10 protein-coding genes are annotated in these 13,065 nt (G+C 43.2%); 4 read left to right on the top strand and 6 right to left on the bottom strand.

The genetic code is table 11. The features are described 5' to 3' along the window. The first annotated feature begins 40 nt into the window (after positions 1–40). From C5470_RS11325 to C5470_RS11315, 3 genes are all read left to right on the top strand, one after another. Positions 41–1,771: an AAA family ATPase gene (locus C5470_RS11325; protein ID WP_036848861.1), complete on the top strand. Its 1,731-nt coding sequence runs from the start codon at positions 41–43 to the stop codon at positions 1,769–1,771. An 83-nt stretch (positions 1,772–1,854) separates the two neighbouring features. Continuing rightward, positions 1,855–2,373, top strand: coding sequence for a bifunctional 3-hydroxydecanoyl-ACP dehydratase/trans-2-decenoyl-ACP isomerase (gene fabA / locus C5470_RS11320; protein ID WP_036848858.1), 519 nt, complete (start codon positions 1,855–1,857; stop codon positions 2,371–2,373). A gap of 425 nt (positions 2,374–2,798) precedes the next feature. Then, positions 2,799–3,140, top strand: coding sequence for a hypothetical protein (locus tag C5470_RS11315; protein ID WP_036848856.1), 342 nt, complete (start codon positions 2,799–2,801; stop codon positions 3,138–3,140). A gap of 473 nt (positions 3,141–3,613) precedes the next feature. Here the strand turns inward: C5470_RS11315 and rmf are convergent, their stop codons facing one another. The 6 genes from rmf to rlmKL all read right to left on the bottom strand — a co-directional run bounded on the left by rmf (position 3,614) and on the right by rlmKL (position 11,627). Beyond that, entirely contained in the window at positions 3,614–3,781 is a 168-nt protein-coding gene (rmf, locus tag C5470_RS11310; RefSeq protein WP_071992996.1) for a ribosome modulation factor, read from the bottom strand. Positions 3,782–4,027: 246 nt separating this feature from the next. After that, positions 4,028–4,591, bottom strand: coding sequence for a membrane integrity-associated transporter subunit PqiC (gene pqiC, locus C5470_RS11305; protein WP_207626962.1), 564 nt, complete (start codon positions 4,589–4,591; stop codon positions 4,028–4,030). Beyond that, complete coding sequence (gene pqiB / locus C5470_RS11300; RefSeq protein ID WP_166288956.1) at positions 4,588–6,237, bottom strand: intermembrane transport protein PqiB; 1,650 nt, start codon at positions 6,235–6,237, stop codon at positions 4,588–4,590. Before pqiB ends, pqiC begins: the two co-directional genes overlap by 4 nt. A 20-nt stretch (positions 6,238–6,257) precedes the next feature. Then, the gene (pqiA, locus tag C5470_RS11295) at positions 6,258–7,505 is read right to left on the bottom strand and encodes a membrane integrity-associated transporter subunit PqiA (RefSeq protein ID WP_166288954.1); all 1,248 of its coding nucleotides are present in this window, start codon (positions 7,503–7,505) and stop codon (positions 6,258–6,260) included. Between the two features lie 88 nt (positions 7,506–7,593). Continuing rightward, entirely contained in the window at positions 7,594–9,504 is a 1,911-nt protein-coding gene (locus C5470_RS11290) for an ABC transporter ATP-binding protein (protein ID WP_166288951.1), read from the bottom strand. Positions 9,505–9,509: 5 nt separating this feature from the next. Beyond that, positions 9,510–11,627 (bottom strand): bifunctional 23S rRNA (guanine(2069)-N(7))-methyltransferase RlmK/23S rRNA (guanine(2445)-N(2))-methyltransferase RlmL, encoded by a 2,118-nt coding sequence (gene rlmKL, locus C5470_RS11285; RefSeq protein ID WP_166288948.1) that lies wholly within the window; start codon positions 11,625–11,627, stop codon positions 9,510–9,512. Between the two features lie 101 nt (positions 11,628–11,728). On the opposite strand from rlmKL, the gene C5470_RS11280 reads away from it, so the two are divergent. Further along, positions 11,729–12,847 (top strand): YcbX family protein, encoded by a 1,119-nt coding sequence (locus tag C5470_RS11280; protein ID WP_166288945.1) that lies wholly within the window; start codon positions 11,729–11,731, stop codon positions 12,845–12,847. Positions 12,848–13,065 lie beyond the last annotated feature (218 nt).

The following is a 13,065-nucleotide window of genomic DNA, read 5'->3' as shown; positions in this document are numbered from 1 at the left end:
ATAATCGACGCTTTCCTACTTCACATATATAGCGATCACTTTGACCAATAACAAACTAGACTGGCAGGCATTACTGCCGAATTGCGCACCCTATGAAGCGCTTTTTCATTCTGCTTCCCAACAGACGCCTGCCAGTATGGAAGCCGTTCAATCACGGCTACATAGTGGTTTGCAGCTTTTCTGCCGGATGGATTCCCGCCAGCCTTTTATGCTGTTGAAAGCCGAAGAATGTGATACTTATTTGTCAACATTGGCTGAATCCATCCATCCATTACTCCCCAAAGAAGCTCCTCAAATTGGTGGTGACTATCAGATAGAGCAACAAAAAATCAGCTGGCACCCCTCAACAGAAGGCCATTTCACACCTGAGTTGCGAGTAGCCTATCGTGAATGGATAGAAGCAGAGCAATTATTTGGTTGCGTCCATTCTCACCACGGAGAAATTCACCTGCAACCCGGCCTGGTCCATCAGGTAAATGGCGGCGTACTCATCCTGCCATTACGTACCCTGTTATCTCAGCCGTTAATGTGGGTTCGCCTGAAACAGATGATTATTCAGCAACGCTTTGAATGGTTATCTCAGGATAATAATAAACCTTTGCCATTACCGATTCCCTTCATGCCATTAAATCTGCGTCTGATTCTGGTTGGGGATCGTCTGAGCCTTGAAGAGTTTCAGGTTACCGAGCCTGAATTAGTAAAAAACGCGCTATATGGTGAATTTGAGCTGGATATGCCACTGCATAATGAGCAAAATTTAAGTCTGTGGTGTAGTTATATCAATGGGCTTATTCAGCAGTGGCAATTGCCGCCATTGAGCGATAATGCCTGGCCTGAATTTATCCAACAAGCAACCCGCTATGTAGAAGATCAATACAGCTTGCCTTTGGATATTCTCTGGCTACACCGGCAACTGACCGCTGCGGCACTCTATCAGCAAGAAAATCAGATTACCGCTCTATCAATTATACAAGCAGAAGAGAATCGTCGCTGGCGCCACAACTATCTGCCCGAACGTGGCTTAGATGAGATTCATCAAGGTCAGATTCTTATCCATACCCAAGGTATGGTTATTGGTCAGATTAACGGATTATCTGTGCTGGAGTATCCCGGTCATCCTGACCCAGTAGGCGAGCCATCCCGTATCACTTGTGTGGCTCATGTGGGAGATGGGGAATTTATTGATGTCGAACGCAAAGTCGAGTTAGGTGGCAATATCCATGCTAAGGGCATGATGATTATGCAAGCCTTTCTGATTTCCGAGCTAAAGCTAGATCAACCGCAACCTTTCTCTGCATCTATTGTATTTGAACAATCCTATGGTGAAGTTGATGGTGACAGCGCTTCACTTGCCGAATTATGCGCACTGATAAGCGCTCTTTCCCAGCAACCCATCGATCAACAGCTGGCTGTCACAGGTGCGGTGGATCAATTTGGCTATGTTCAACCCATTGGTGGTATTAACGAAAAAATAGAAAGCTTTTTTGAAGTATGCCATCGCAGAGGGCTAACCGGCCAGCAAGGCGTTATCCTGCCAACAGCAAATATCCGTCATTTATGTCTTAATCAAGCTGTTGTAGACGCGGTAAAAGAACAAAAATTTCATTTATGGTCAGTAAAACATGTTTCTGAAGCACTACCTTTATTGACAGGTGTCCCTTATTATGATGAACAAGAAGCACACTTGTTAGCTATGATACAGGAACGTATAACCCAGATGAATAATCAGGAACGACCTAAATTTCCATGGTTTCTTCGCTGGTTAGGTTAATTCAGAATGTCTGATCGGAGTTGTTCAGCGTACAAGTGTACACTATTATTTACCCTACATTAAATATAAGGCTATTTTAGAATATGGTTGATAAACGCAAATCCTACACAAAAGAAGATCTTATGGCATCTGGGCGAGGTGAATTGTTCGGAGAAAATGGGCCACCATTACCATCAGGCAATATGCTGATGATGGACCGCATCATTGAGATGACAGAAAACGGTGGTACCCACGGTAAAGGCTATGTAGAAGCTGAATTGGACATTAATCCTGATTTGTGGTTTTTTGACTGCCATTTTACTAACGATCCGGTAATGCCGGGCTGTCTTGGCCTTGATGCGATGTGGCAATTAGTGGGATTCTTCCTTGGCTGGTTAGGTGGCGAAGGCAAAGGGCGCGCGCTCGGTGTTGGCGAAGTTAAATTTACTGGTCAGGTATTGCCAACAGCTAAAAAAATCACTTACCGTATTAATTTCAAACGTGTTATTAACCGTAAATTGATTATGGGTCTGGCTGATGGTGAAGTCCTGGTAGATGGCAAAATTATCTATACTGCAACAGATCTGAAAGTGGGCTTGTTTAAAGATACCAGCACTTTCTGACAAATAACCAGTGAAATATCAAAAAGAAAGGTGACTGGCTAATTGCTTTTCACCTTTTTACTAAAAGCGAAACATCAAGTAACACAGTGTATATATCTGGAATAACATATTCTTCCTGCAAAGGCCATTCCGGCGACACCTCAAAATCTGGGGTTTGATACCCAGCAATAGCAATAGAACGTAAAAATCAAATTAAGTTCTGAATTTTAGACCTGCCTGCACATATTTCTACGTAAAACCATACCTGCTCAATCTGCATCATGGGCACTTATTCTCTTTGACTGATTAGTATGCAATTGGCAAATTGTGCTATGCTCAAAGTGACCTGATATATCAATAAGCTCACAAAAGCATACTGATAGCAGGTGAAAAATATTCATAAAATTTATAATTATTATTAACAAACACAACCAAGGGTGATTTATATGAACATCAGAAAAATAATGCTCATCATCGTAGCATTGACTCTTACACCAACTACCATAGCAAAAAAACTAGATAGGGTTGACGGTACCGTCGAAATGCTAAAAGCACCTAACACGAATGGAGATTGCTATGGAAAAATAATGACCCCTACTCACGCCCAAGGATTTAGGTGGGTATGTACTATTAATGGCGGAGCGACGCTATTATCATTGCTTCAAACAGCCTATACAAGTCATGAAATTGTAACCATCTCAATCAATGGGATTGAGGAATATAGCCCTCTCTTTTGGGTTGAATTACATCATAAATGTTTATCAAATGCAGCTTACTGCAATTATTGAATTACGCCATCCCGCGTATTAGTAAGTAGATTATTTAATGGCCGCAGCATGAGCCATGTTGAACAGGTTAAATAGGATGTGTCACCTGGCGGCCATTGATTCACATTTTATTGAATTCGCAAATAAAATCTCAAAGGTGCACAACAACATGAAAAAATTGGAATCCTGACATTACTAATACTTACCGATTTATTGCACACTGTGCACCAAGACCTTTATCACACAATGCGTTAAAATAAATATTGGTAAGCCATTAGTGCCGGAATAAATTTATTTTTATGCGATATGGTCATTTTTACTTTAATCACCGCAAAGGGAAATCTAAACAGAAAAAATATCAACAAGGCTTAATCTGACAGATATCTGTATTAATCAGTCACTGTCAGATCAAATTTAGGTTAATATACATTGATAAAAAGTAGAGATTTTGCTCACTTAATTATTACTTTAATGCGTGGCCTTAGTTTGCCAGACTAAGCCATCGTTGCCCTGTCTTCCATAGCCTGACGCCACCCTCCTAACCAATGAGAACGGGCATCTAATGAACAATAGGGGCAATGCTCCCTTGGACGTCCTAAAATACCAGCCTGATACCCTTTCGACAACGCACGTGCTAAACGATCTCGTTTCTGTCTCTTCATGCCTTATTTACCTCATAAGCTATATCAGTAGAAAGAAAACAGTGGTCGTCATTTATCCAACCACAATTTAGAAATACCCCCATAAGTTTTGAAAATCAAGTCAAGAAATTCATATTAATGTAATATTTGTTATATTTAGTACAGAGAAATCGATAACAGGCTAATAATAAAGAGGAATTTTTACGTTGCGAAGAATATTTATTTTCTCCGGGAATAAAAAACTTTACGCCCGGAGAATGGCAGAGGTTACGATTGGGAAATCAGTTGACTGGCAATAGCTTGCGCCAATTGGCTCCATCCTTTTGCCAATGTGCGGACTAAATCATCATAACCATCTTCTTCCTGTTCCAGTTCCAGATTAAAAGGCTGTTTAATCACACTCCCCTGACGGACTAACGTCCAGTAACCTTGCAGAATCACCTTGCCATCATAGCGACCATGAAAGCGGGTCACTGTCACATCCAAAGTATCAGGTTTATTAATCAGCGGTTGGGCAGAAACCAAACACCGAGGCAACGCCATGGTTAATTCAGCTACCAGAACTTGCTGTAACTGCTGTTCCAATGGACTTGCCCACAGATGATTCGCCGCACTGACATAACTGACATCACTACTTTGATACACCACACCTGGGGATGACAGATAATCGGATAACATAACCCGTTGTACCCATAACTGGCGATCATGCTGCACAACAGCGCTATTTTGTGATGTTATTTCTACTATCGGCAATTGATAATAGGTTTTTTCCGGCTGACTACTACAAGCGGAAATAAAAATTATCAAAGTTAACGCCAACCTTCTCATCATTTTTTAGCCTTCTTCGGTTCTGGATCTTCAATTGGCTTAGCTTCAAAAACTAAGGCATTGCTCTTATTATTCAATGTCCTCAAGACAGGTTGTAATTCACTCAATACTTGATCCAGTCTCTGCATATTATCCAGCATCTTGTTATAAGCCGGTGAACCAGGCTGGAAACCTTGCATACTGCGGTTAAACTCCTGCAATGTCTTCTGTATATCTTTCGGCAGATCTTTCGTTTCAGGATTTGCCAGCACTTTATTCAATTCATCAAGGGTCCGTTGCGCTTTTCTGATAGCCTTCTGACTCTCTTCCAGAGTACGGATAGCCTGATTAAACATCGGTTCAATGGGCATATTATTAATTTTGTCCAGCGCTGAAATAATTTTATGCTGAATCTGAGCAAGACCACCGCTGATTGTCGGCAATAACGGATAACCTGCAATCTCATGCGGTCCGGGCCACCCTTTTTCATTTGGATAGAAATCCAAATCAATAAACAGCGCTCCGGTCAGCAAGTTACCCGATTTGAGAGAAGCCCGCAGACCACGTTTAGTTATGCTATTCAGCTCTTTCTCAACATCAAACCCTTCTCCCAACTCTTTCTCAAAGCGCCCTGGCTCAATAGAGATAAGTACCGGAATACGAAAATCGTTATCCATACGCTGTATCATCCCTTCCGAATAGAACGGTACCTTTGCCACCGTCCCCAGACGAATCCCACGAAATTCCACTGGCGCGCCCGGCTGCAACCCACGGACTGAATCAGAGAAGAGCAACAGATAATCTTTATGTTCGGTATATAAAGAATCCTGAATGCTTTTTTTATTATCGAAAAGTTTGTAAGTGGCTTTTTCTTTAACCGGCCCACCCAGTTCCCAACCTTTAGGTACATCAAAGCTGACACCCCCACCAAACAGAGTTGATAGCGAAGCCATGTCAACGCGTACCCCCTGAGAAGACAGATCAACCGTGATACCACTTTCTTTCCAAAAACGGACATTGGTTGTCAGTAAACCGTCATAAGGTGCATTAATAAACAACTGGTATCGCATCAGATGGGATTTTGGTTCAAACTCGCTGATTTCAACAGAGCCAACCCGATAGCCCCGAAACAGCACTGGATCGCCCGGATTGAGCTGACCCGCTTTATCACTGGTCAGTATTACACGGATACCTTTTGCGTCAGGTGAAGCCAATGGAGGTGAATCCAACAAATTAAATTCATCTTTTTCATCACCAAGTGTTCCCGGTTGAAGTTCGATAAAAGCCCCGGACAAAAGAGTACCAAGACCAGAGATGCCATCACGGCCGATCTGCGGTTTCACCACCCAAAAGGCACTATCACTGTGTAATAGGCTTTCCATACCATCATGCAGCCGGGCCTTGACAATAACCTGGCTAAGATTATCACTCAGCATGACCCTCTCAACCACGCCGACATCCACACTGCGGCTCTTAATTTTAGTTTTACCCGCTTCAATTCCTTCTGCATTAGAAGTAATCAACGTCACTTCCGGCCCTTGATGGCTGAAATGGTAAAATAATATCCAGGCACCAATCAGCACCGTCACAATCGGCACAATCCAGACTGGCGACCAACTTTTAATTTTATCGATTCTGGCCTGATTCTGGTCTTCAACTTTATCCGTCACTTTGACACTCCTTCATTGCCTTATAACGAATGTTTAACGTTGGCTCTATCCCAAATTAAACGAGGATCAAATGTAATTGCCGCAAACATAGTCAAGATAACAACTAAAGCAAAAATAACCGCCCCCATAGCAGGATAGACACTCATCAATTTCCCCATACGCACCAGTGATGACAATATTGCAATAACAAATACATCAATCATTGACCAACGGCCAACAAATTCCACAATTTCATAAATAAAATGCATCTGTGCGGAATCCCGTTTACCGTGGCCTTTTGCATCCCAACACAACCAGCCAATTGCCAGCATTTTCAGTGATGGCACCATAATACTGGCGATAAAAATGATTAAAGCTACCGGGTATGAACCTACACTCCACAGTAATATCACCCCAGCCATAATCGTGGAATCACTCTGACTGCCGAGCGATTCTGTCACCATCATTGGCATGACATTAGCAGGAATATAAAGCATTAAAGCCGTAACCAGCAGCGCCATTGTCCATTGCAGACTGTTACGGCGACGGGCATGTCCCCGGGTATGACAGCGTGAGCATACCAACTGGTCCGACGGTAAAATAGCCGTACAACACTGACATAACCGGACGCCCTGCACCAAACCCGATTTCCCAGCCTGTAACGGTATATCTACTTTAGGCGCGGGCACAATCTGGTTCCATAGCCAGTGGCGATCCAGACACTGAAATGCTCTCACCTGGAGAAGACAAAACAGACAATATGGCAGAAAACTTAAACCTAACCCAATATCACCATAAGCCATTAATTTGACGAAGCTGACTAATACCCCCGCCAGAAAGATTTCAACCATGCACCAGTTCTTCATCTGAAATAGCACCCGGGCCAGCCAAACTCTTATCTTCTGAGAAATAACAACACCCTGGCACAACAGGATAACCGCTACCATACAGAACGCAGGCACCAATTGAACACAGAGCAGAAAAAATGTTCCTATACTGGCGTAATCTTCATTGAACAGTACCTGTGGGATTTGAGATAAGGTAATTTCACTGTCAATTCCCGCCACATTCATACGAACAAACGGAAATAAGCAAGCAATCAACAGCATAAATAATGCACTGATTGCATAACCCGTTGGTTGATGTTTAGGTTCCTTCCACCATGTGACTAACGTTGTTTTACAACGGGGACAAACTGCCTTCGTTCCCTGAACCCATTCTGGTAATGCCACCAGCAAATCACATTGAGGGCACAGTACCATGTCATGATGATGGCTATTGGAACACAAGGTCTTTCTCCTGTAAGGAAATCGGGGATATCCACAGAACCATACTCAGAGTGATCCTACAGCATGATTCTGCTAAGTATGATGATTATTAGCCGTTTTTCAATGTTTCCAATTCCTGCCAGCGATCAAAAGCAACTTCTAATGCTTGCTCTCTTTCAGACAGTTTTGTCAATATTTTGCCGGTCACTGCATGTGGTTGATTAAAAAACTCAGTATCACTCACTTGAGATTGTAATTGATTAATCTCTTCTTCCAGTTTCTCCAGCAATGACGGTAATTGATCTAATTCACGCAACAAATGGTAACTCATTTTGTTACCAAGACGTTTTGACGACTCTTTAACCTTCTCCGCTTTAACTTCAGCTTGAAGTTTTTTCTCACTTTGCTGGCGCAGTGATACAGTCTGCTCACGCTGTTGTTGAGCATCGTAATAACCACCAACATAGTTTTTGATCACACCATTGCCTTCAAAAATCCAGCATTCAGTGACTGAGTTATCAACAAACTGACGATCATGGCTGACCAGCAATACCGTACCTTTATAACTGTCTACCAGCTCTTCCAGCAATTCCAGTGTTTCCACATCCAAATCGTTGGTTGGTTCATCAAGTACCAGCAGATTACTGGGTTTCAGAAACAGACGCGCCAGTAACAAGCGGTTCCTCTCACCACCGGAAAGCGCTTTAACCGGCGTCATCGCCCGTTTAGGGTGAAACAGAAAATCCTGCAAATACCCCAGAACATGGCGAGAACGGCCATTAACCATCACTTCCTGCTTACCTTCAGCCAGGTTGTCCATCACCGTTTTTTCAGGATCAAGCGCTGCACGATGCTGATCAAAATAAGCAATCTCCAGCTTAGTACCACAATGAACACGGCCGCTATCCGGTTGTAAATCGCCTTGCATTAATTTCAGTAAAGTTGTTTTACCACAGCCATTTGGCCCCACCAGTGCAATTTTATCCCCACGCTGAATCTGAGCACTGAAATTACTGACCAGTTTCCTGTCACCAATCTGATAATTCACATTTTCCAGTTCAAATACAATCTTACCGGAACGACTTGCTTCTTCCATCTGTACTTTGGCTGTTCCCATCACCTCACGACGTTGGGAGCGCTCAACACGTAACGCTTTCAACGCCCTGACACGCCCTTCATTGCGGGTACGGCGTGCTTTAATCCCCTGGCGAATCCACACTTCTTCCTGCGCTAATCTGCGATCAAATTCGGCGTTCTGCATTTCTTCCACACGCAACGCTTCTTCTTTGCCTTCAAGAAACTTGTCGTAATTACCCGGCCATGAAACCAATTTACCGCGATCCAAATCGACAATACGGGTTGCCATATTGCGAATAAACGAACGGTCATGGGAGATAAAAACAATACTGCCTTGAAAATCTTTCAGGAAATTTTCCAGCCATTCAATGGTATCAATATCCAGGTGGTTGGTTGGCTCATCAAGAAACAAGACTTTTGGTGAACTGACCAGTGCCCTTCCCAATGCAGCCTTACGCAACCAACCACCAGAAAGAGCAGAGAGTTTCTCTTCACCAGGTAAAGAGAGCTGTTTCAATACATCATTAATACGGCTGTCCAGTGACCATAATCCACGGATATCCAGCACTTCCTGTAATTCCGCCAAACGGTTGAGATTCTTCTCGCTTGGATCGTACTCCACCAAACGGGCAACCTGATGGAAAGATTTAATATATTCCGCCTGTTCCTGAACACCTTCGGCAACAAAATCAAAAACAGTCCCTTCTACATCACGGGGAGGGTCCTGTTGCAACCGGGAAACGATCAGATCCTGTTCATAAATAACCTGACCATCATCCAACGGCTGTTCTTTTGCTAATACCCGCAGCAAAGTAGATTTTCCGGCGCCGTTACGGCCAACCAGACAAACCCTTTCATTCTCTTCTATATGCAATTCTGCATTATCAAGTAACGGCGCATCACTGAATGACAACCATGCACCGGATAAATTGATTAATGACATAGTAATTATTCTTCCTCACCAGCATGACGTAATAGCCAGCAGTTATGAATCTGACGGTTACGGGCAAAATCCTGCGACTGGGTTTTACTGGTGATCTCTTCCGCCATCAGGCCAATTTTTTCCAGCTCAGAAAAATCCATTTTAAAACCGCGTTTATTATTGGAGAACATCAGAGTTCCACCACGACGCAACAGGTGCTTAAGCTGTTTCATCAACATGATATGGTCGCGTTGTACATCAAATGTGTCTTCCATCCGTTTAGAATTGGAGAAAGTTGGCGGATCGATAAAAATCAAATCAAATTGTTCACGGGTCTGTGCCAACCAAGCAAGACAGTCAGCCTGAATCAAACGATGTTGGCGTCCGGTCAACCCATTAGCCTGTAAGTTCCGTTCAGCCCACTCAAGATAAGTACGGGACATATCTACTGTCGTCGTTGAACGAGCACCTCCCAGCCCTGTATGTACCGTCGCTGATCCGGTATAGGCAAACAGATTCAGAAAATCTTTTCCTTCACTCATTTCACCCAGCATTTTCCGGGCAATGCGATGATCAAGGAACAGGCCCGTGTCCAGATAATCAGCCAGATTGACCCAAAATTTTGCGCCATATTCATTTACCAGAAAGAATTCTTGTTTCTCTGCTATTTTCTCGTACTGGCTTTTGCCCTTCTGGCGCTGACGGGTTTTAAGCACTAACTGATTTGATGAAAGCCCAAGAACCTGCATTGTTGCACTGATAACATCGAATAAACGTTGACGTGCTTTATTGGCATCAACACTTTTCGGGGGAGCATACTCCTGGATCACCACTTTATCCGCGTAACGGTCGACAGCAACGTTATATTCCGGTAAATCGGCATCATACAGACGATAACAATCAATGCCTTGCTGTTTCGCCCATTTAGTGAATTTCTTTTCATTTTTGCGAAGACGGTTGGCATAATCTTCCGCCATATCCATCTCTAATGAGTGAGGTTTATCTGATAGCTGATAGTTTTTCTGTACGCAATCCAGTGGGCCATTTTTGGCTTTAAATTCACGTTCAGCCCGCAATTGCAGGCAGCTCAACAATTCAGGCGACGCACTGAATAGAGAGAGGCGCCAACCAGGAAAGCGGCTTTTCATCACCCGGCCAAATAAACTGTGCAATGCAACCAATGCTGGCTCACTTTCCAGGCGCTCACCATAGGGTGGATTACTTAACACTGTTCCCACCGGTCCTTCCGGTAACGGGTTTTCCAAGCGGCTTGTATCACCTTGCTGGAAAGTTATCAACTGTGCAACACCTGCTCTGCGGGCATTTGACCGCGCCATATCCAGCACTCTGCGATCAATATCAGAACCAACAAAACGGGCATTTGTCTCCTGAAGACCTTTACGGAAACGGATCTGTGCTTCCGCAGTGACTTCACGCCAAATTTCTTCATCATGTTTCAACCAAGCGGTAAAACCCCAATGATCACGATGCAACCCCGGCGCCCGATCAGTCGCCATCATTGCCGCTTCAATCAATAATGTGCCTGAACCACACATGGGATCGACCATCGGAGTACCAACCTGCCAACCTGAACGCAGAATAATCGCGGCTGCCAGATTTTCTTTCAGTGGGGCCTGACCAGCAAGATCGCGGTAACCGCGGATATGCAAACCTTCACCACTCAAATCCAGCGCAACACTGGCTTTTTCTTTACTCAGGAAAACATTAATGCGGATATCCGGCTGCTGCTTTGCCACATTTGGGCGCTGATCCAGCTTACGGATAAAGCTATCAACAATGGCGTCTTTAACTCTGAGCGCGCCATATTGGGTATTCCGTATCTCTTCATTTGTGCCACTGAAATGCACAGAGAAAGTGCTGTCTACAGAGAAAACCTGGCTCCAATCAATAGACTGAACCCCAAGATAAAGATCTAAGTCGCTGTAAACATTAAATTCGTTTAGCGGTAATAAAATACGTGACGCTAGCCTGCTCCACATCAGACTTTTATACATCACTCTGTCATCACCTTGAAAATGAACTCCGCCCTGCACAATTTTGCACGATTGCGCACCCAGCATTTCCAATTCGTTCTTTAAAAGTTCTTCTAATCCGCGCGCCGTGCTGGCAAACAGAGAATTCATATTGCATATCACCAAAAAAGAAAATTGTTACGCATTATAGCTAATCCGGGTGACATGTCATAAAGTTGCGCGTGTAAAAAATGTTTCATGGAGATTAATGGATGATAACTCTGTCTCGCCTGTACACTCACCCGGTAAAGTCTATGCGTGGTTTGCAACTTTCCCATGCATTAGTCAGTGAAAGCGGCCTTATATTTGACCGCAATTTTATGATCACCATGACAGACGGGACTTTTATTACCGCACGTAAGTATCCTCAAATGCTGTTGTTCACTCCTGCTATGTTAAATAATGGCATTTATCTGCGTGCGCCTAACGGAGAGAACGCTTCTGTACTTTACAGTGATTTCCTGCCTGAACAGCAACCCACTGAAGTATGGGGTAATCATTTCACCGCTCTAATTGCGCCAGAAACAGTTAATCAGTGGTTAAGCGGTTTTTTTGACATTCCGGTACAACTGCGTTGGTTAAGCCATGAATTAACCCGAAGGGTAAAAAAACATCCTGATATTCCATTATCATTTGCGGATGGTTATCCATTTTTACTTATTAATGAAGATTCATTTCATTTATTACAACAACGTTGCCCAGCCAGTATTAGATTAGAACAATTTCGCCCAAATATCGTTATTACGGGTGTAGAAGCATTTGCCGAAGACAGTTGGCAATCAATCCAAATTGGGGATGTTATCTTTGATTTACCCAAACCATGCAGCCGCTGTATTCTGACAACCGTCAGCATTGACAAAGGAATTAAAAATCCAAACGGAGAACCATTAGTGACATTACAATCATTCCGTACAGCAGAAAATGGTGATGTCGATTTTGGTCAGAATTTAATTGCCCGTTCCAGCGGTATTATTCGGATTGGGGATAGTGTCACAATATTAGCTAAAAAAGATCCCCGTAAATATGGCAGCGGAGAAAAATCTGAAGACATTGATGCGCCAAAGACAAATGAACAATCTGTCACTATTGAATATAACGGACAAACTTTTACAGGTAACAATCAACAAATCATTTTAGAGCAACTGGAACAACAAGGAATAAGAGTCCCCTATTCATGCCGGGCGGGCCTGTGTGGATGCTGTAAAATTTCTTTAATAGAAGGAGATGTTTCCCCACTAAAAGCCACAGCAATTAAAAATGATGGCTACATCCTGGCTTGCTGTTGTATTCCAAAGAATGATCTCATTCTTGAAAGCAGTGGCGGAAAATAGATCTTAATCCCAAATCAGACCGCCGTGTCATAAGCCGACACGCGAGCTGGCTCTATAAAACGTCCTGAACGACATACATAATTCCATGAAAAAATCGAGCATGATGATTATTACTATATTGAATTAATTATTACCATAATGAATTTATAACTACTGTCATAAAATGATTACACTCTAACAGGAGCTAACGCAACTCAATCAAAACAGCATGAAGGAGC

The sequence above is a fragment of the Photorhabdus stackebrandtii genome (genome assembly GCF_011189495.1).
Lineage (GTDB): Bacteria > Pseudomonadota > Gammaproteobacteria > Enterobacterales > Enterobacteriaceae > Photorhabdus > Photorhabdus khanii.
This window is presented reverse-complemented; position numbering and strand designations above follow the sequence as displayed.